The 23,234-nt window shown below is 35.3% G+C and carries 10 protein-coding genes and 1 pseudogene; 8 read left to right on the top strand and 3 right to left on the bottom strand.

Annotation, left to right across the window (positions count from 1 at the left end; genetic code table 11):
* Positions 1-20 precede the first annotated feature (20 nt).
* Positions 21-1,873 (top strand): annotated as a pseudogene (mnmG, locus tag H9L01_RS02790) (tRNA uridine-5-carboxymethylaminomethyl(34) synthesis enzyme MnmG).
* Between the two features lie 34 nt (positions 1,874-1,907).
* On the opposite strand, the gene H9L01_RS02785 reads toward mnmG, so the two are convergent.
* From H9L01_RS02785 to H9L01_RS02775, 3 genes are read right to left on the bottom strand one after another with little or no spacing between them, the layout of a single operon-like run.
* Positions 1,908-2,606 carry a hypothetical protein gene (locus tag H9L01_RS02785; RefSeq protein WP_187534512.1) on the bottom strand — a complete coding sequence of 233 codons (699 nt, stop codon included), beginning with the start codon at positions 2,604-2,606 and terminating at the stop codon, positions 1,908-1,910.
* Entirely contained in the window at positions 2,603-4,000 is a 1,398-nt protein-coding gene (locus H9L01_RS02780; RefSeq protein ID WP_187534511.1) for a sensor histidine kinase, read from the bottom strand. The genes H9L01_RS02785 and H9L01_RS02780 overlap by 4 nt, the downstream gene beginning before the upstream one ends.
* Entirely contained in the window at positions 3,990-4,658 is a 669-nt protein-coding gene (locus H9L01_RS02775) for a response regulator transcription factor (protein ID WP_187534510.1), read from the bottom strand. Before H9L01_RS02775 ends, H9L01_RS02780 begins: the two co-directional genes overlap by 11 nt.
* 449 nt (positions 4,659-5,107) lie before the next feature.
* On the opposite strand from H9L01_RS02775, the gene H9L01_RS02770 reads away from it, so the two are divergent.
* The 7 genes from H9L01_RS02770 (at position 5,108) to H9L01_RS02740 (ending at position 23,060) form a co-directional block, all read left to right on the top strand.
* Positions 5,108-6,079 carry a Gfo/Idh/MocA family protein gene (locus tag H9L01_RS02770; RefSeq protein WP_187534509.1) on the top strand — a complete coding sequence of 324 codons (972 nt, stop codon included), beginning with the start codon at positions 5,108-5,110 and terminating at the stop codon, positions 6,077-6,079.
* An 11-nt stretch (positions 6,080-6,090) separates the two neighbouring features.
* Positions 6,091-6,807, top strand: a complete 717-nt coding sequence (gene rsmG / locus H9L01_RS02765; RefSeq protein WP_187534508.1) for a 16S rRNA (guanine(527)-N(7))-methyltransferase RsmG — start codon at positions 6,091-6,093, stop codon at positions 6,805-6,807.
* Entirely contained in the window at positions 6,800-7,549 is a 750-nt protein-coding gene (noc, locus tag H9L01_RS02760) for a nucleoid occlusion protein (RefSeq protein ID WP_187534507.1), read from the top strand. The genes rsmG and noc overlap by 8 nt, the downstream gene beginning before the upstream one ends.
* Positions 7,550-7,563: 14 nt before the next feature.
* On the top strand, positions 7,564-8,343 hold the full coding sequence (locus H9L01_RS02755; protein WP_187534506.1) for a ParA family protein: 780 nt from the start codon (positions 7,564-7,566) through the stop codon (positions 8,341-8,343).
* 2 nt (positions 8,344-8,345) lie between these two features.
* Positions 8,346-9,209: a ParB/RepB/Spo0J family partition protein gene (locus tag H9L01_RS02750; RefSeq protein WP_415696382.1), complete on the top strand. Its 864-nt coding sequence runs from the start codon at positions 8,346-8,348 to the stop codon at positions 9,207-9,209.
* Between the two features lie 647 nt (positions 9,210-9,856).
* On the top strand, positions 9,857-22,552 hold the full coding sequence (locus H9L01_RS02745) for an SdrD B-like domain-containing protein (protein ID WP_187534505.1): 12,696 nt from the start codon (positions 9,857-9,859) through the stop codon (positions 22,550-22,552).
* Positions 22,539-23,060, top strand: a complete 522-nt coding sequence (locus H9L01_RS02740) for a hypothetical protein (RefSeq protein ID WP_187534504.1) — start codon at positions 22,539-22,541, stop codon at positions 23,058-23,060. Before H9L01_RS02745 ends, H9L01_RS02740 begins: the two co-directional genes overlap by 14 nt.
* The last annotated feature ends 174 nt before the right edge of the window (positions 23,061-23,234 follow it).

Raw genomic sequence — 23,234 nt, 5'->3', positions numbered from 1 at the left:
TCATTGTGGAGGCGTTGAATATGTATGATGTAATCGTAGTTGGAGGGGGCCATGCAGGTGTAGAAGCATCCGTTGCTGCTGCACGTATGGGTCAAAAAACTGCATTATTTACGCTTAATGTTGATCGAATTGCTTCAATGCCATGTAATCCCTCAATTGGGGGACCTGCTAAGGGGATTGTAGTAAGAGAAATTGAAGCATTAGGCGGAGTAATGGGTAAAATCGCTGATAAGACAGCGTTACAATTTAGAATATTAAACTCAAGTAAAGGACCCGGTGTTCAGTGCTTAAGAGTCCAATCTGATAAAATTGAATATAGTAAAGCAATGCGAGATGCAGTGCTTAGTGAACCAGGGATTGAAATTGTTCAAAAAATGGTTGAAGAAATCGTAACAGAAAATAATAAAGTAATCGGTATTAGAACTAAAGATGGCGAACTCATTGAGTCTAAAACAGTTATTATTACTTCCGGAACATATATGAGTTCTAAGATTCTTCTATCCGCAAATGTAACAGTTAGTGGCCCCGATGGAGAACCTACAACCAATGCGTTGTCAGAATCACTTAGAAATCTTGGTCTTAAAACATTTAGATTAAAAACAGGAACACCAGCTCGTGTCTATACTGATAGTATAGATTTTAGTAAGACAACGATTCAACCTGGTGATGATAAGCCGTACTATTTCTCAAACAGCACTCGTAAGGAAGATGTCATTCAAGAACAATATTCTTGTTACCTCACGTATACAAATGAGAAAACACACGATATTATCAAGCAAAACCTTGATAAATCAAGTATGTATTCCGGTGTTGTAGAAGGAGTAGGAGCACGTTACTGTCCGTCTATTGAAGATAAGATTGTGAGATTCGCAGATAAGGATCGTCATCAAATTTTCCTAGAACCGGAAGCAGCATCGTTAGATACAACATATGTGCAAGGACTGAGTTCTTCACTTCCTGAAGAAGTTCAAGACCAAGCACTACGTACAATTCCAGGACTTGAGAATTGTCGTGTTCAAAAATATGGATATGCAATCGAATATGATGCAATTGATCCAATTCAACTGAAACCATCATTAGAAATCATGACAGTTGATGGACTCTTCACAGCGGGTCAAATCAATGGAACATCCGGATATGAAGAAGCTGCAGGCCAAGGTCTTATGGCTGGAATTAACGCCGCTCTAAAAAATCAAGGCAAAGATCCATTAATCTTAAAAAGAGATGAAGCATATATAGGCGTTATGATTGATGACTTGGTTACAAAAGGAACACTTGAACCATACCGACTGCTTACATCACGTGCAGAATACCGTTTGTTATTAAGACATGATAATGCATACCGTCGTTTATCGGGATTTGGTCATGAAATCGGATTATTGTTAGAAGATCATCACGTACAAATTCAAAAAGATATTCAAGAAATTGATGAATTTATTGAACATGCAAAAACAGTGAAGATTCCACATACTCCTGACTTCGAGGCTTATTTTGAAGCAAAGCAATCCCTTTTGAAGCACATGACTTATCACTTTATGATGCAGTCAAAAGACCTGGAATTGAACTTATGGAACTGCTCGACCTTCTTCAAATGGAAGTTCGTAATGATTTAGCATTCCAAATTCAAGTTGAAATTAAATATGAAGGCTATATTAAAAAAGCACTTAAAGATGCAGAAAAACTTCGTGCGATGGAAGATATCAAGCTTCCAGATTCAATCAATTATGATGAAATAAAGAATTTATCAATCGAAGGAAAACAAAAGTTGAGCGCTATTAGACCACTAACTGTTGGACAAGCATCACGTATATCAGGAGTTAACCCTGCTGATATTGCAATCCTTGCCATCGTATTAAAACAACAAGCGAAATAAATATTAAAACCAGCATTAATTTGGATTAATCCAATTATTGCTGGTTTTTCTTTTCTTCTTTTGCTCGATAAAGGATGTCTTGCGTTTTATTCTTATAACGATAGTAAATAATAAATAAAATACTAATGATTAATAAGGGGATTATAATAAGTATAAATATCGAGGATCCAAAGAATATTTGGTTTAAGGTAGTGAACTTGTCATATTCAATATTATTGTTTGTCCACTGTATATCTTTGCCCACGGAATCATCAATGGTAGTCGTACCTACCACGGTTTTGATGAGAACTTCATCAGCAATCAACGTGTATTCAACACGATTCTTATCAAGTGGTTGCTTATTAATAATCTCAATGGGTGTTGTGGCTTCCGTCATTGGATTGTAAGCACGGGCTTTACTCAAGTCTAGAATTTCTTCGTGAGTGAGAGTATCTAAGGATTGATTTTTTACTATAAAATTAGACGCTTCTAATATATAATCGGAAATTTTGTGAATCGCGATGTCTTCATTCTTACCATTATGATCGTCAATGATAGCTTCTTCATCTTGTTCATCCTTGGTAACACTAATATGTATTGTTTTGGTAGAAGATGTACCGTTTGTGTCGGTATATTTTAGTTCAACCTCATACGTACCAGGTTCACTTATTTTTTTATCTTCTGCTTGGAGAGGTGTAACGAATAATAGGAAAACACATCCAAGTGTCAGCAGTTTTATTACTTTTGATCTCATAATAGATCTCCATTGCAAGGGAACGTTAGTGTAAGTGTTATAGAATCATCCGATGTTGTTACAGTATAGATTCCATCGGACATCTCGGTAATTGTTTTAATGAGGAAAAGCCCTTGTCCACTGCTGTATTCATGGTTACGATTCTTCTCTAGGATATTAAAAATATTTTGTGATTGAAGCATTCTTTGGATATTCTCTACATCCGTTGTATTGGTGAAGGACAGTTCAATTTCATTACTATCAGTATGAAGTGCTGAAACGGAAATGGTTGAATTATCTGAAGCATATTGAGTCATATTAGAAATAATATTATGCAACAACAATTTAATAAGAACCTCATTACGATATAGAATTACTGATTCATCGGAAATATAATCCATATCGAGATGTTTGCTAGAAATTTGGTTCTTAAATTGTCTAAATATTTGAATCATTAATGCATTAATATCGATATCCTTGAGATCGGTATTTAATTTTTCAACGATATCTGGTTGGCTCATAAACTTGAGGATATCATTAATTTGTTTGATGAGTGATTCACCATGGGCAATATTCATTTCAGTAATTTCTTTAGACTCATCATTCATAATGGTTGTGGAGAAGATTTCATTCTCATAAACCTGATGGACAATTGGTGTCTTTAAATCATGAATAAATGACCTTGAAACGAGTAAGACACTATCAAGGTAGAGCCGTGATTTTTCGAGCTCTTGTTCATACTGGGAATACTCTCGTGAAATATCATCAAGATTATGATTGATTTTAGTTGAGACATCTCTCAGGCTCTCATTAATCGCATCATTTGCCTTGTTTGTCATCGCAACTTCCTTAAATTCATTTTCGAGCATGAGTTCGAGTGAGTTTTTAGCTTGCATCATCGATGAGAGAATGAAGCGAATAATAATAAACAGACAGATAATAAGAATTAAGAAACATAATGCGAGTAGAATAAACTGCTTCATGATAAATGGAACTAAGGTTTCTGTGTAAGGAAGTCGATATACCCTAATGAATACTTCGTAATTATCCAAATTTGCGTTGGTGTAGTTTCCTTGGCTTTCAAAGAGGACCGATTGCTTGTTGGTTGCACCCGAAAAATTCTCGCGGTTAAACGAACTGGATGAACTATACACTTGTGTTTTACCCTTATAGATAAGTAAATCTACAGGGTTTTCTTTCGTAACGACCGCTAACTTAGATGCAATTTGGTTTGCATCTCCATCAAGGGAGCTTTTGACTGCAATTTGTATCTCGTCGATCTGATTTCTTTCGATTTTTTGATATTCATCGGGAAATTTCTTAAGATTGACCAGATAAAAAGAACATAGAATGATGTATAAGATGATATTGCAAATACTTACAATATTTATGGTACGGGAATATTTATTCTTCATTCCATTTGAATCCGATGCCATGTATGGTTGATATAGAAGTTATACTCATTTTCGAGCGGAGATTCTTTAAGTGAACGTCAATGCTGCGTGATTTGGGATCAAAGTACCCAAATAATTCTTGACTGATTGTTTCTCGTGAAAGTGTGATTGATTTATTCTTTAAGAATAATGTTAGAAGTTTAAATTCACTGGGCGTTAAATCATATTCTTCATTATCTTTCATCACAGAATGCTCTGTGAGGTTAATAAGAATATTTTCAGATTTTGAATATAATGTAGATTGCTCTTCATTACTTATATCACGCTGTAGTAAATTTTCGACATAGTTATAGATAATGTTAATACTCTTCGATTTTTCGATATAATGATCTACATTATAATAGATGGACTCAAGTTCAGAGTTTTCAGTAGGTTGTCCCGTAAGGATGATAACCTTAATTTTAGGTTTCATCGTACGAATACTTTTCGCAAGTTGGACTCCATTGATATCAGGGAGATGAAGGTCTGAAATCATGAGATCATAGTTGTTGTTAGCGATGGCTTGAAGCGCAGAAACAGGTTCGAAAACAATGTCTGCTTCCATAGTTTCATTGGTTAGAGCCATTTGTAAAAATTCGGCAAATTTAACGTTGTCATCTACAATTAATATTTTATACATGATACTCTCCTGGCATTTGATTGTTGGGAAATCAGAATAGAACTGTGTTAATTTCTTAACAATGATTGTACTTAGATAATACAAAAAAAAGCATTTCTCCGCAATGGCACTCCCGTTTCCAGACTGTAATGTGAGACTCGATTTAGCCTATTAGTTAAAATATTTTCACTATTAACTCATAAATACATCCGAAAAGTGCTGATATTCGATAAAAACAGTCAAAATTAGTCCTAATTTAGAAATAAATGTAGAAAAGAAATGAACAATCTTAAGAAAACATATCAAATGTGAAATAATTATGAAAAATGTAATCAAACGATGTGTTTTAAGAATTGAGGCTTTTAGATAAACGAAATATGTTTATACTAATGTGATAGCAAATGTCATCTAAAAGTAGAAACGGAGTCTATGAATCATGGTATAATACAACTATAGAAAAGGTGACACAAATGAAAATAGCTACGATTGGAACAGGTATTATTGTTGAACACTTTATTCGTGCAGCTCGAACTGTTAAAGATATTGAGTTTGTTGCTGTATATTCTAGAAATTTAGTCCGCGGACATGAGTTCGCAGAGAAGGTAGATATTAAGAAGATTTACACCTCTCTTACAGAAATGTTTTTAGATGATGAGATTGATACGGTTTATATTGCATCACCTAACAGTCTTCATTATGAACAATCAAAACTGGCTCTTCTAGCAGGGAAGAATGTTATTGTGGAGAAACCTTTCACAGGAAATTATGATAAAGCATGTGAACTGGTAAAACTGTCTCAAGAAAAGAAGTTGTATCTTTTTGAAGCAATTTGTAATATACATATGCCTCACTTTGAATATATTAAAGAAAAACTTGAAAAAGTTGGAAATATTAAGTTAATTCAATGTAACTATAGCCAATATTCAAGCCGTTATAGTCAGCTTCTCCAAGGAACAGTAACGAATGTATTTGATCCTGATTTTTCAGGAGGAGCCTTGGCAGATATCAACATTTACAACTTACATTTTGTAGTGGGATTATTTGGAATGCCTGAAGAAGTATCTTATATTGCGAACTGTCATGAGAATGGAATTGATACTTCGGGTGTTGTGATTTTAAAATATCCTGAATTTGTAGTAGAATGTGTAGGCGCTAAAGATAGCTATTCAAGTAACTTTGCCCAAATCCAAGGAGAAACCGGATATATCATGGTTCCTGGAGGCGTTAACGGATTGAAACGTGTTGAAATCGTCACGAATGATTTAACCGAAAATCATAATGTTCAAGATCGTGACCGACTCAGCTATCAAGTGGAAGCATTTAGAGACATCGTTGCAACAAAAGATAGAGCACGTTGTGATGAACTCTTGGAGCATAGCCTAAACGTAGTAAAAGTTGCGGAAGCTGCGCGACAAGATATTAATTTAAAATTTGAGTTTTAATGAGGTGAAGTATGGATTTTGAAAGTTTTATTCAAAATATTGAATCATTAAAAATTGTTGTTTCAGATCAAATGAAACAACAATTTTTGTCGTATAAAAGTTTGATTCAGGAAGTTAATAAGGTATTAAATCTTACAGCTATCGATGATGACCATGGTATCTACTTGAAGCATTTTTATGATTCGTTGTTAATTGCTCCTTTGATTAAGGAAAATAGTTCGCTGATTGATATTGGAAGTGGTGCTGGATTCCCAGGGTTAGTTCTCGCAATCGCACGTCCTGATATTCATATTACATGTGTTGAGCCAACAACGAAACGAACCAATTTTTTAGAACAAGTTGTGGATGCATGTGGACTCACGAACGTTACAATTATTAATGATCGCGCTGAGAATATTATTGATGAACATCGTGAACGTTATGACTATGCGACAGCACGTGCTGTGGCTTACCTTGATATTCTGAGTGAACTCTGTTTACCATTTGTACGTATTGACGGTACTTTTATTGCCATGAAAGGTGCGAAAGCACTGGAAGAGATTGAAGTGTCACAAAAAGCTTTAAATATACTCGGTGGTAAGCTCGAAACCTCTCATCGTTTTTATGATGATGAAATGGGCGAAAGATATAATTTGGAAATCCGTAAAATAAAGAAGACGCCACAGAAATTTCCGCGTAATTATGCTAAAATAAAGAAGGCGCCATTATCTGGGAGGAATCATGATTGAACGTATAAATATACCAATTGAAAAGATTAAGCCAAATCGTTATCAACCACGTACCGTGTTTGATGAAGAGAACCTCTTAGAACTGGCACAATCCATTCAAGAAAATGGTTTAATTCAACCTGTAGTTGTTCGTCAAGTTGATGACTACTACGAAATTATTGCAGGTGAAAGACGTTATCGAGCAATGATGATGTCTGGATACTTAGAAATACCTTGTATTTTAAGCGATATCGATGATGAAAAAAGTGCAACAGTCGCACTCATTGAGAATATTCAACGTGAAGACCTCTCAGTAGTCGAAGAAGCCAAAGCTTATCGCGATATTTTACGTATCCAAGGAATTACACAAAAAGAACTCGCTAAACGTGTGGGTAAATCCCAATCAGGTATTGCGAACAAAATAAGACTGTTGGAATTACCCGATCCCGTCTTAAGTGCGTTGGGTGAACGTAAAATTACGGAACGACATGCTCGCGCATTAATAGGACTAGAGAATCAAAAAACAGAAGAAATTCTTGATGAGATTTTAGATAAAAAACTGAATGTTCAACAGACTGAAACTTTGGTCAATAAACCAAAGAAAAAGAAAACCGTTGTTCGCGGAATTTCTCAACATATTAAAATTGGTATTAATACCATAAAACAATCAATCGGAATGATTGAAAAAACAGGCATAAAAGTTAACCATAACATGGAAGAAACAGAGGATGAAGTAATCATTACTATCCGCTTTCCAAAATAAAAGGATGTGAGTCAATGGGGAAGATAATTGCTGTTGCAAATCAAAAAGGTGGTGTAGGTAAGACCACAACAAGTATTAACTTATCTGCAGGTTTGGCATATTTGGGCCAAAAAGTTCTCTTAATTGACTTGGATCCCCAAGGGAATGCTTCACAAGGTGTTGGAGCAAATCGCATGGCTATTAAAGAGAGCACCTACGATTTAATTCTTACAGATAAAGAAGTTGATGACGTAAAATTAAGTCTCTCGACACCACCAATGGATCTTATCCCAGCGACAATTGAACTAGCGGGTGCAGATTTAGAAATGGTAGAGTTTAAAATTGGTCGTGAAAGATTGTTGAAAAACAAACTATCAAAAGTAAAGGATCAGTATGATTTTATAATCATTGACTGTCCACCTTCACTGGGACTCTTGAATACCAACGCACTTACTGCAGCGGATTCAGTTATTATTCCCGTACAGTGTGAATACTATGCGCTAGAAGGACTTACACAGTTACTTTCAACGATTCGTTTAGTTCAAAAATTATTTAATCCTGATTTAAAAATCGAAGGTGTTTTATTAACAATGTTTGATGTAAGAACACGACTCAGTGTTGAAGTTCAACAAGAAGTTCGAAAATACTTCAAAGAAAGAGTGTACAAAAGCAATATACCTCGAAATATTAAGCTTTCTGAAGCACCCTCTCGAGGCAATACAATATTTGAGTATGATTTAAAATCTGAAGGGGCTAAAGCTTATGCATCACTTGCGAAAGAAGTTTTAGCGAAGTATAAGAAAGAGAGTGAATAATCATGGCTGATAATAACCGTTTAGGCAGAGGCTTAGGTGCTATTTTTGGTGAAGATGTTTCTAATGTTCTTGAAGATATTCAACAAGGTGAAAACCAACAATATGGTGGCGTTAAAACGACTTTAAAGATTAAAGATATTCGTACAAACCCCTACCAACCACGTCGTCACTTTGATGATGATAAATTGGATGAGCTAGCACAATCAATTGCTACTCATGGTCTCTTCACACCAATTCTTGTAAGAGAAACCTCAAAAGGGTATGAACTAATTGCTGGTGAACGTCGACTCAGAGCATCCAAGAAAGCAAAACTTAAAGAGATTGCAAGTATCGTTGTAGACTTTGACGATGCACAAATGATGGAAATCGCTGTTATTGAAAACGTTCAACGTGAAGATTTAAATGTTATTGAAGAAGCGATGGCTTATGCATCGTTAATTGACAAACTTGGCTTAACTCAAGAAGAAGTCTCCAAACGCGTTAGTAAATCACGAAGCCATATCACTAACTTACTCCGTTTATTAAAACTTCCACGTTCAGTTCAAGAAATGGTCAGTTCGAACCAACTTACGATGGGACATGTTCGACCATTGGTAACACTCGACAATCCCAAAGAAATCGAAAGACTGGCTCAAGAAATGTATGATCGCAAACTTTCAGTTCGTGAAGCGGAGAAACTTGTAAATCAGGAAGAGAAACCAAAACCAGAAACTGCGAAACCAAACAAAGATTATGATTATGCTCGTAAACTTTTCGAGACAAAGTTACAGACGAGAGTCGCGGTCGATAATCATAAAGTCACAATTTCATTTAGTGACGATGATGATCTTAATCGAATTTTAGAAGCTTTAGATTTAATCGACTAAAATTTGTAAAGAAAATCAATTCAAATGTAAAGACAGCTTACACATTGCGTGTAAGCTTTTTTGTGTCTTCACCTAGAAACCTAGAAAGTTAAAATGTCAGATAGTCGCATAGACAGTAGCTGTACTTGTGAAACATAAATTTTTATACTCCGTTTTTTACAAAATTATGTTTGTGAACTTATAGTGAGTGAATTGTAAAGATGTCGCAAATGCCTTTAAATAGGGCTCTAATGCACATTTCTTCATATAAATGAAACTTGAGTGAAATGACTCTTCAAAGCCTTAAACAGAAAATTATTTGTGATAGATTAGAGATGGAGACAAGTGGGAAATTGGTAATTATCACAGATTTCTGTTCACTATTTAGCTTCTTTAAATCAAAGGAATCTCCGTACTTGAGATAAAGATCTAGTTTTGAAGTCTTCAATATTTACTGATTTGTAACATAGATTGCTATAACTAAGTATGACAAATCTACTAACTAATAAATTATAGAAGTTAGTGGAATCTGGATAAACGTCATCTAAATCTTAGCAACCCACGTACACACAAGTCTTATTAAGGACAATTCTGTGGAAGGAATTTGGTTACTTCTTGCACAGAATTGTCTTAAGGTAATATTTGTTATGAAAGAAAGAGGGAAATGAATGAAAAAGGTATCGAAGAAGTTACTTAGCCTAACATTATCTATTGCCATAGCTATGGGTACAATTACTGCATCATATGCAAGTACTGAACTCAAAGACTACGGTAATGAATTTGTAAAGATAAATGTTAAGGATACATATTCTCAAGATAATACCGAGGGAAAACTCGATATAGATCTTGTTCCAAAAGATAAAAAGGTTTCTGTAGAGTCGATTACGTTTCCAGACGAATCAAAAACTATAGATAAAGATAAAAAATTACAACCAAAACCTGAAAAGGTAACTAAAGGTCATAAATATTCATATGAAATCAATGAAAACGGGGAATATGAATTTTTAGTTAAATATAAAATTGAAACAGTTTCTGAACAAACTACTAAAGATAAAAAAGTAGAAGCTAAGGATGAAAAAGCTAAAGTAGATGAATCAAAAGCTACTGATACAAAAGCTGAGGAATCCAAATCTACAGAAGCTAAAGAACCTGTCGTTCGTGAAGAAGAGGTTCGTTTTAAGTATGCAGTCAACAGAATAGAACTTCCTAAACCAAAGGAAGAAGCAAAACCTGTTGAGAATGAAACTAAGAATGAAACCAACAATAAAACAATCACAGAAGAAGTTACAGAACAAAAATCACCTGACTCTGTAGAAGAAGCACGTGCATTTAGCTTAAGTGCAGATGACGCCACTACAAAATGGAGTAAGACTGATGGAATTGTTACGATAGAAAGTAATGATTTTAATCCGAGTCAATTTTTTGGTGTACCTGAAACTAAGTCAATTACTGTAAAAGTAAACTTTGGTTCTACATATAAAGACAGTCCTAATAAAATGGTGGCATTTAATATAAAACCTGGATTAAAGTTTGTTTCATATCCGGTTAAGGGAACTCCAAAAAATAATTTAGAAATTGAAATGCAAGGAATTCAGAACGATCTAATTTCGTCATCTACCAGAGCAACAGGACAAGAATACGGTAGTTATAACGGTCCTGTACAATATGTCCCAATAGATAAAGGCGTAGAATCAGTTGAATTCACTTTCAAAATAGAGTCTGACACTAATATTTATGATATGGGTACAAATACTCAGATTGATATCACGGATGCAATTTCTGCTAAGGCTGAAGTTGGAGGAAAGTCTGTTGGTGAAGTAAAAGAAAATGTGAAAATGAATAATCCGGCAAGAAATGTTTGGCTTTGGGTACCATCAGCAGAGGGGCAAGCAGACAGCAGTCCGGATATTAAAGTTGAGCCGTTACTTTACCGTAACAATGGATTCGGAACAAAAAACTTCTATTATGGTAATCTTGTATTTTACATTCCGTTACCTTCTGTAGTTAAAGAAGAAAATATTAAATATGATAAGACATATTGGACATTCGATAAGGAAAGCAATACACTAATAGGAAAAATGGGATCTATTTTTGGTCCGGATTCTAAAACATCAAGGCAAGTGTTTTATTTAAATACGACAAATATACCTGAAGGAAATTACAATGCAACGGGAGCTATGTATGCTGAGTATAAAAATTTCATCTCAGGAAAAACTGAAAAAGTGGAACTAGGGAATGACTCACGAAGATTTTTCAATTTCAAAGTTACACCAAAAGCCGAAAAAATGAATAAGTTTACCGCTATGCAAAGAACAGCGCAAATGAATCCTAAGGATTTACAACATGCGCAGCAAAAGAATCCATTGTTTATATTAACTACTGATATTTACACATCGTTGACGGATCAAAACATTGAATATACAATGAATAATTATAATGCAGTTGAAGTGGGATTTCCTATGGTAAACTCTGATGTAGCTAAGTATAAAATTATATATCGAACAAATAAAAACAATACACCTCGTCAAGCAACACCAGAACAAATAAAAGTCAGAAGAGCATCCAATACAGGTGGTCTTGTTCAAAGTATTGGAAAGGACACGTTAGGACTTGCGAATGATGAGTATATCACATACGCAAAAACATTTATCGGAGATATTCCAGCGAACTTTTCATCAGGATCGCCAAATAAGGATATTAGCGCTGCCTATGATGAAACAGCATATGTTATAGGAGACTTTAAAGGAAAGACAGATTTAAGTGGAACCGTAACACTAAAAACATATGCAACTAATCTTGCAGGGGAAATCGAGCCGGGATCAGAAGTTTCGGTCACATCTACAAACATGACGAATCAAGGAATGCTAAGTACATCTGCTCGATTCAATGTTGAATCGGGACCTATGACTTTAAAAGCAGGTGAAAAAGGTACATACCGAATGGCAATTCATACTTCTCCTTATTTATACGGTTCGTATGTACACATTGATAATCCAGTAGTGTACATTAAGAAAGTTCCGGGATTTACCTTCAGTAATTTTGTCATAGGAGAAGTTACTCGTGATCCATTCACATTAGTCGGAACTTCGACACGTTCAATTCAATCAAATGTTTCTGAAGTCACTGGAACTAATGGAATACAGTATATTGCAATCGAGATGCTTGGATATGTAGGTGGATTTTATGATCAATCTGCAAAGGGAATTTATTTTACATATGATATGAAAGCAGAAGAAGGGCAACAAAACGGATTACCTTTTGCAAATACTATGTATTTAGAAGCTCCTGGAATGAACTTGACTCCTGCATACGGATATGGAACTCCAGTGGGGAATCTTTTTGGAAGACCAAATCAAATGATTACGATGCAATCCGGAAAAGTAGAAGTAACGAGTGATAAAGCATTAATCTTAGATTCATATATTACTAAGAACGATGAAACAACCAAACAAGAATTTGATGGTACAAAAGATACTGCTGTTGGATTTACAGTTAATGACAAAATGAACTATAATGTCACACTAAAAAATGCAACAGATGATACTGTCCGAGATTTTGTTAGTTATATTCCAGTTCCACGTGAAAATGTAAACTTTGGTTCGAACTTCCAAAAGGAAAAATTCCCATGGAATCTAAAGATAGATAGTTATAAAGTTACTGTTGAAAACAAAGATGGACTTGATGTTACAGGAGCTAGAGCACCTTTCTATAAAGTAGACTTTGCATCCATTAGCCCAGAAAATGCAGCGAACTATGAGACTGCAAATTATACAAATCAATTTACAGGGACAACATCAATGATGAGAATCATGACAAGTGGAGATGTTCCTAATGGAGAAAAAGCAACCTTAGTTGTTAAATACTCTATTGATGAAACAAGTGGAACAATCACATCTAAACCAGAAAAACTTGATGCTTTATTAGCATTTAACCCTTACTTTAAAGTGTCGGGAGCAGGTACTTCAGGTTGGACTAAAGGTAAATCAGCAGGTTCTTATCTATCCATTGGATCAGTTCAAGGACGTGTGTTCGTTGATGCTAACTACGATGGTAAGTGGAATTCTGGTGAGGATTATTTAGCAAACGTAGAAGTAAAACTTAAGAGTAGTAAAGGTGTTATCTACAAAACAACTACTTTAGCAGATGGCTCATATTCATTTAGTGATTTACCATCTGATAAATATGAAATCGATTTTACTGATGCTAATAAACAGTATAAATACTTTACATATCCTAACAAACAAGTAGGTGTTGAAATTGGTTCTGCAGTTCCTAATAAAGGATCTTCGGTTGGTAAACTTGCTCAAGTTGATCCAGCAAACCAATCATCAAAATCGTTGAATGTTGGATTATTGAAGTATGATAATACAAAACTAAAAATTACAGGTAATGAAATAATTGTTCGTGAAAAGAATGAACAGACACCTGGAACAGAATACAAATTTATTCCAAGCTTTAGTGATGCAAATTATGCAGAAAAACTACAACAAACAGGTTATCCAACATATCGTGTTGAAGATCAATCACTTGCGACAGTCTCTTCAGATGGAACAGTTACTGGTGTTAAAGCTGGTATTACAAACTTAGTAGTTACAACTAAAGATGATTTTGATAACGTTATTGAAAGTAAATTTAAAATTACTGTTGCTAAGAATGATGAACCTACAGTTACATTTATTACTGGTAAGGAATCATTAGATCTTAATGTTAATGATAACTATGATCCAGCAGATGGTGTTGTAATTCAACGTGGTTCAGAAATTATTCCAATTACTGACTCACGCGTAAAAGTCACAACATATAAAGCTGGTACAAATGAAACAACTACAGTCAATATGGCTAAAGCTGGAATGTATAAGGTTAAATACGAAGTAACTACAGATGGCGGTAAAGCTTCTGCAGAACGTCTCGTAGCTGTAAAAGATGACACAATCATTAAGACAGATAACTTCTATATTCAACGTGTAAACTATACAATTTCAAATGCAGATGTACCTACAGATACAGCAGCAAAAACAAATCAAGTTAAGACAAAAGGTGAAGTAAAAGCTTGGAGTATCCAAACTAAGAATGAAGTACCTGTAAGACTTGACTTAGGAGATTACTCTAAAGTTGCGAAAGACTATACAATCAAGATTACTCCTGATTTAAATGGTCAAACAGCAGAATTTACTACTCTAGTGGCTAGCGTATATGATGGTACAGTTGAAAAAATCGGTGATTACTATGTTATGAGTAAACACGGATACACAACAAGTAAAGCAGTTGAAAAAGGAACATTTACTAAGAATAGTGCTAAAGATGCTATCTCAGTAACGGCAAAACATGTTATTACTGGAGCAGATAAGACATCTGATGTCTATATTGCTGATCCATACAGTGTTACAAAAACACCTGGGAATTATGATGTAAATATTATGATTACTGGTGTAACGGGTGGACCTGTTAAACAAAAAATCCATGTTCTTGATAAAGATAACCTTGTGGTTGGAAACAACTATGTAGTTGCAAGTAATGACATTAGTTATGAACAAGGTGTTATTACAGGTAAAACACCAGCACAAATTATGGCTGATGCAGCTGTTAAGGGATACGACAGAAGAACTGGCGCAGAATCTGCTACACAAATGGTTGGAGAAAAACCAGCTGACGTAGCAAACAAGATTCCGTATACAGTTAAGTTCGAAACTACAAACGAACAATCAACACTCGTACCTACAAAAGTAACAATCAATCCTAAATCTACAAATAAACCAGTTGTTGAAACAACAAAAGATGAAATTACATTAAATGTTGTGAATGCAATTGACACTGCTAATAAGATTACGAAATCAAAAGTTCTTGCTGACTTTGGTGTAACAGGTAAAGATACATACGGTGAAGCAATTACTGATGAATCAGCATTCACATTAACAGGAATGGAAAATGTAGATATTACAGCAATTAAAAAAGATGGATACATCATTAAAATTACTGTAAAAGATGCTCAAGGAAAAGTCTCAGACGTTAAATCTGTTGTTTACAAGATTGACGATACTGAAAAACCTAAATTGGATATTGAAAACAAAAAAGTTGTTTATAACACAACACGTGTTAACCCAACAAAACCAACATTAGAACAACTTGAAGCATCAGGAATTTTCGGAACAATTACTAAATCTGACAATGATAACCAATCAACTCCAGCTTCAATGAAATTACAATCAGATAATTACACTACTGTAAATTACGAAGCAGAGGGTGAATATACTATTCAAGTTTATATCACTGATAAGAGTGGTAATAAATCAGATAAGATTAATGTAATCATTAAAGTTAAACATTTCGATGTTATCGATCCTACAACAGGATGGGCATCAAATGCTTCAAACTTTAACGCAGAACTATCAGAAGTTCAAACCGCAGCGGGAATTATCGCTAAAGGTAATGTGAAAGTTTATGATACAAAAGCAGGTGAAGATGTACTTCTATCACCAACTAAATATGAAGTCGTATCTAATAAGTCATCACTTCCAGTAGGTCAAAATCAAAATGTTCAATTTAGCATTAAAGATAGAGCAACTGGAAATACACTTGGACTCTTAACAAGAGATGTAAAAGGTAACGTATTCAACAAAATTATTGATGGTTATGCAATCTTAGCTCAAGGATTCTCTGCAAATGTGGATGAAGTTCAGACAGCTTCAAATATCATTAGTAAAGGTGGCGTCAAGATCTTTGATGCTAGAGATCCTAAAGTTGACCCAGTAGAAATTAACAATCCTACAATTAAAGTATTGTTAGGCGAAACTGAAGTTACAAAACTTGATACAGGTGTTAAACAACAAGTGACATTTGCATATGCAGATAAACCAGAGGTTAAAGAAACGGTTTCTGTTAATATCTATGACAAATCTAATGGACAATATGGACTCATTGCTAATAAGATTGTTGCTCAAGTTGAAGATGTAAATACAGCATCGAAGATTGTGCAAAAAGCTGGTGGTAAAGTCTATAACGTCCTAACCGGAGAAGAAAACATTGCTCAAACATCAGCATTAACTTCTACTCCAACAAAACTAAACGCAGGATTAGATCAAGACGTAACTATTTCTGGATCAGGATTAAGTAAAGCAGTTAAAGCTGACATTTATGATAGTTATAATCCAGAAACTGAATCAGGTATTATTGCTAAAGATTTAATAACAATTGGATTGAATGCGATATCTGAAGAAAATATCTTAAAACTTGCGAGCGTTAAGGGTTATATTTATACCGGTGACGTACGTAAAGAAATTACAGATATTACCAAATTTGAAGCATCACCTCTACCAACAGTAGTCGGTGATAATCAAGTTATTAATTACAAACTCAAAGAAACAGGCGTAACTACAGCTAAGAAAATTAATGTTGTCACAACAGAAATTGAACTGAATGCTGATAAAGCAATAATTATGAGTGTCGCAGATGCTCAAGCTACATCATCAACAGACTTAGTTGGTAAAGCTCATGCAACTGCAACTATTAATGGTCGCGCAATTTTACCTACCGTTAGTGATGCAGATGTTGATACAATTAAAGCAGTAACTAAAGGTCAAGATACACCAATCACAATCACAGTTACAGCTAAAGATTCAGTAACCGGAGATATTGCAACACCTAAGAGTGTTGACGTATATATCGTGGATAAAATTGATCCAGTTAATAAGATTGGTATCAATGCCGAAGACTTTACATTAGCAACAGCAGATGTAAACCGCGATAATTTCATTACTGCATCAAAAGTGAAGGCACTCGACTTCAGTAAACTTCCTAATGGGGATATTGAAGCAATTCCTTCATCAGCAATTACAATTAATGATGCTGCTCTTAATCAGGTAGCAGGAACTCGTCCTGTAACATTTACAGCGAAAACTGGAAACCGTGAAGCTAAGACTACTGTTAAAGGTCATATCTATAACACAATTATCGGTAAGATTGGTATGAATGGACTTCCTGAGTTTACAATTGCGAAAAACAACGTAACAGAAGAAAACTTAATGAGTGGTTCACAAGTAACAGCATGGGATCTTACAGATATTAACGATATTGTTCAAATCGACCAAGAAAACATTAAAGTTACAAAACCAACTACATTACCTACAACAGCTGGAACACATCCAATTGAGTTTACAGCAACACTTGGTAGTGAAAGTGCAATCTTCAAATCAAATGCAATTGTTGTTAACTCAAATATTAAACTAACTGCAGATAAGAATATTGCTATCGCTCTTGAAGACTTAGCAACTCTTACTGAATCAGATTTCCTTGATCTAGCACATGCAACAGCAACATTATCAGGTGACTCAGTCACAATTACGATGGAAGCTGGCAAACTTGATCAACTTAAAGCATTAACTGCTCCAAATGAAGCAGGAATTAATGTCACAATCAATGCTAAAGCAACAAATTCAAGTGACTCAACATCACAAGTTACAAAAGTATTTGTCTATAATCAAGTAGACAGTTATGGAAAACTTGCCATCAATGCACATGACTTTAACATCAGACTTGATAATGTTACGGATCAAAACATGAAGAATGCTGCTGAAGTTCGTGGATGGGATCTTCAAAGATTACCAGAAGCTGCACCAGTTAGAATTAGTGATGCAAGTGTAACCATTAAACGTGGTAACGAAAAAGAAGTTGGCGATCGTATCGTTGAATTCGAAGCTAAGATTGATGGTACACGTCTCGTTACTCGTGAAGTTAATGGTTCAGTAGTTGACTTTGATCCTTCACAAACAGAAGGTATTGAAGCACAAAACTTCAAGATTGCTCTTAGCGAGCTTTCAAATGAAAGAATCATTGAAAAATCAAAAGCAACACGTGTAACAATCGTTAAACCAGGGGAAACAGTTCGTGATCATAACGTAACTGTATTAGCACCAAGTCCATTACCTACAACAGTTGGTAACTACCCAGTAACACTAACAACTGAAGCAGGAACAACACGCGTTGTTCAAATGGAAGTTATTAAATCAAATATTAACTTGAAGGCAGATAATGAAATTAGTATTAATGTCGAAACTGCTAAGACATTAGATCATGATAAACTTCTTGATCTAGCACATGTCACAGCAACACACCCAATGGGAGCAACCACTGCATTTGATCAAGCTGTCATCGATCAGTTAAATGCTCTTACAAGTGGTTCAAGTACTGTATACGAACTTACTGTTAAAGCAACAGCAAATGATACAGTTATCCCTGCAGATACAATTTCTAAAGTGATTAAAGTTTCAGTTTATGACGAAATCGTTGGTGACTACGGAATTAACGCAAGCCCAATTGTTGCTAAAGTAGCTGACGTCAATACAAAACGTAAATTAATTAACGAATCTGCTGTGAAGATTACAAGATTGTCCACAAAACAACCAATGCAAATCTTCGAAAGTAATATCCTCTTTGCTCAAGACAACGAAGAGATTACATTATTAAAAGAAGGTCAAAATCAAAAAGTAACCATTATTGGTACAGGCTTTGACAATATCTCCATTGAGATTAATGCAAATGTATATGATTCCTACGATCCTGAAACAGGACTCGGATTATCATCAAAACCATTCGCAGCAAAAATTGATGATGTAAAAACAGAAGCACAAGTTGTTGCTCAAGGTAAAGCCATGGTATTCGACGCAGCTACAGCTACAGAACGCCCAGACTTAACCGTTAATACAACAGATTACCCATTGTCAGAAGGTAAGAAAATTGTTACTTACAAACATGACAAATTACAAACAACAAGTAAAGCTACAATCTACTCAGAATATAATCCAGATAAGAAAGAAGCTATCAACGCATTTGATTTCGTCATCGAACTCGAAGATGTTAATGAAACAAATGTTAAGAAGGCAGCTAAGGTCGAAGCATACGAAGTAGATGAAGACTTGGTAGAAACACCAATTTCAATAGATGATGTTACTGTTTCAACACTCCCTACAACTACAGGAGCTCACAATGTGACATTCACAACACCAGAAGGTGTTAGCGTTACACGAGTTGCAAACGTTGTTGATAAGATTGATCCAGTAACCAAGATTGCATTCTCAGGACATGACTTCGATATTGAAATTGAAGATGTCAGTGAAGAACAATTCGCAACACTTTCAGAAGTAAAAGCATACGATGTAAGTGATGTTGCAAATAACGGAATGGTAGCCTTAACTCCAGTCCTTACAACACCACTTCCAACAACAGCACAAGTTCATCCAGTTACCTACAAGGCAACTGTAGGAGAACGTACATCAGAACTCACAGTTAAAGCTAACGTTTATATCGGAATTAACCCAGAAACAAAAGAAGCGATGAATGCATATGACTTTGTTATTGAGTTAGATGATGTTAACGAAGCTAACTTGAAGACTGAAGCTAAACTTGAAGCATACAAACTTCTTGGAGAAGGTAAGCGTACTAAGATTGATAATGCAGATATCTCAGTATCCCCAATTCCAACAGAAGTGGGCGAAATGGATATCACATTCACAACACCAGCAGGAACAAAAATTACAGTAACTGCAAATGTTGTAGATACAATTGATCCAGTGAATAAAATTGCATTCTCTGGACATAACTTCGATATTGAACTTGAAGATGTCAGCGTAACAGAATTCGCAACACGTTCAGAAGTGAAAGCATACGATATAAGTGATGTACCTGGAGCAGGAATGGTTGAATTAACACCAGTTCTTACAACTGAACTTCCTACTACAACAGGAAAACATCAAGTAACATACAAAGCTACAGCAGGCGAAAGAGTTTCAACTTACTCTGTTGAAGCAAATGTATACGATAAGATTGATCCAGTAACCGAAGAAGCAATGAATGCTGAAGACTTTGTTATCGAGTTAGGAAATGTATCAGAAGCTAACTTGAAGACAGGCGCAAAACTTGAAGCATACAAACTCTTAGGTGAAGGAAAACGTGAAGAAATTGAAAATGCAGATATCACTGTTTCACCAGTTCCAACTAAAGTTGGTCCAACACAAATCACATTCACGACACCAGCAGGCACAACAATTACTGTTACAGCAAATGTTGTTGATAAGATTATTAATGGTATTGCATTTAGTGGACATAACTTCGACATTGAATTTGAAGACGTAAGTGCAGCAGAATTCGCAACACGTTCAGAAGTGAAAGCATATGATGCAAGTGATGTTGCAAATAACGGAATGGTAGCCTTAACACCAGTCCTTACAACAGAACTTCCTACAACTACAGGTACACACCCAGTAACTTATAAAGCTACAGTTGGTGAACGTAATGCTGAGTTCACAATCAGTGCCTATGTCTATGACAAGATTGATCCAGTAACCGAAGAAGCAATGAGTGCACAAGACTTCGTTATCGAGTTAGATGATGTTGATGAAGCTAACTTGAAGACAGGTGCTAAACTTGAAGCATACAAACTCTTAGGTGAAGGAAAACGTGAAGAAATTGAACATGCAGATATCACAGTTTCACCAGTTCCTACAGAAGTAGGTGCAACAGATATTACATTCACAACACAAGCAGGTACAACAATTACTGTTACTGCAAACGTTGTAGATAAAATTATTGATGGTATCGCATTTAGTGGACATGACTTCGATATTGAACTTGCAGATGTCAGTGCAGCAGAATTCGCAACACGTTCAGAAGTAAAAGCATATGATACAAGTGATGTTGCCAATAACGGAATGGTATCCTTAACGCCAGTCCTTATAACAGAACTTCCAACAACTACAGGTACACACCCAGTAACTTACAAAGCTACAGTTGGTGAACGTAATGCCGAGTTCACAATCAATGCATATGTATACGATACGATTGACCCAGTAACCGAAGAAGCAATGAACGCTCAAAACTTTGTTATTGAGTTAGATGAAGTTAATGAAGCTAACTTGAAGACAGGTGCTAAACTTGAAGCATACAAACTCTTAGGTGAAGGAAAACGTGAAGCAATTGAACATGCAGATATTTCTGTTTCACCAATTCCTACAGAAGTAGGTGCAACAGATATTACATTCACAACACAAGCAGGTACAACAATTACTGTTACTGCAAACGTTGTTGACGAAATTGATCCAGTGAATAAGATTGCGTTCTCAGGTCACAACTTTGAAGTTGAACTCAAACAAGTGTCAAAAGAAAAATTCGCTGAATTATCAGAAATTAAAGCATACGATGTGAGTGATGTTGTTAATAATGGCATGGTAGCACTAACACCTGAACTTCAAACAGCATTACCAACACTTGTTGGAACTCACAAAGTAACTTACAAAGCAGTTGCTGGAGATCGTTCACTTGATTACACAGTAAAAGCAAATGTTCACGATCATATCAATCCAGAAACTAAAGAAGCACTTAATGCAAATGCCTTCTCAATGAAGTTATCCGATGTAAATGAAGCTAATGTTAAAGCAGCAGCTGGTTTACAAGGATTCAAGATTAATGCAGATCACAGTGAAACACCAATTGATCTAAAAGATATTTCAGTATCAACATTACCTACAACAGTTGGTGAACACGATATTACATTCACAACTAAAGCAGGTACTAAGATTACAGTCAAAGCGACAATCTACAATAATGGAACCGTAGTTCCAGGAAAAGATGCAATCTTCGCAAATGACTTAACAATCGCAATCGATAAAGTCAATGCAGACAACGTTAAGAAACTCGCTAACGTATCTGGAGTAGACCTATCCGTAACACCTAATGAAGAAATCCCAATGAGTGATATCAGTGTTGGAGAACTTCCAACAAAACCTGGTAAACATACTGTTGAATTCTCACTCAAATCCGGTACTTCAGTTGAAGTTACAATGATTGTGACCGCTACATACAAAGTAGACGGAAATGATATTACAATGACAAGTAAAGAATTTAACGATGCTAAACAAAAAGGAACTCTTGAAAGAGAAATTATCAAACGTTCCGATGCAGAAGTCATCGTAGTCGAAACAGGTCAAAAACTTGATGGTGTAACTGTTCGATTCTTAGAAGGAACTCCTTCAAGTGTTGCAGATGGTAACTCATTCAAGATCTCCCTTGATAAGAACATTGATTCAATGTTCATTACAAGAGAACAAGGAACTAAAGGACTCTTTGCTGGAACCGAAGATGAACAAGCTGTCTCAACAATTTCTAAAGAAATCACATTAAGTATTAAAGATTCAGGAACTGATGATGGCAACGGAAACGGCAACGGTAACGGTAATGGAAATGGTAATAATGGTGGAAAATTACCAGGAACAGGACTCGAAGCAACGCAATCAATCTTGCTTGCTGGTACAATGATTTCACTTCTTGGTATCATTGTTGTCATCATTGAACGAAAGAAAAAACATGAAGATGCGTAAACGTATTCTAATTATGTTAATGACATTCGTTTTACTCCCAACTTTGGCTTCATGTGGCGTTCGCATTAAGGACGCTGACATGAAAGCTTATGAGGATTTTAAAGAAGACAATCATTTCAAGACATCAAAATATTCTGATGTCTTGGATATGATTGAAGATGCGAAGGATGGCATCTACTTCATTGCCAACCCAGATAATCCCACAAGCTTGAGCTATGTGGAGATTTTAGAAGAAATTGCAGAAGATAAAAAGATCGATATCATGTATGTTGATACATCAAGTGATTCATACAAAGACAAGGACAAAGAAAAGGTCAACAAGCTATCAGAACAATACATTTCTGATTCTGATTTCCGGAATGTTTTCCCTGTTGTCTACGTTGTCAAAAATGGTAACATCAATACAGTATCTCCTATATTTAACGGAGTTTCAGTATCATCACGACTCTTAAATCTTGATGAACAACAAGCTATAAAAGGCACAGTTGAACAACTCTGGTATGATTAAAATACTGAACTATCAGTAAAAGAAATAAACGAAATCGTTATTAATTTTAAACTCTACCGTATATCTGTGGATTCTCTGATAAACACCAACGTCTCAGAAGCCCATCGAAAAGGGTAGAGTTTTATTATATTTATAGGAAATTATGGAAGTTGCAAAGTAAAATAAATCAAGATA

This window comes from Erysipelothrix inopinata, assembly GCF_014396165.1.
Lineage (GTDB): Bacteria > Bacillota_I > Bacilli_A > Erysipelotrichales > Erysipelotrichaceae > Erysipelothrix > Erysipelothrix inopinata.
This window is presented reverse-complemented; position numbering and strand designations above follow the sequence as displayed.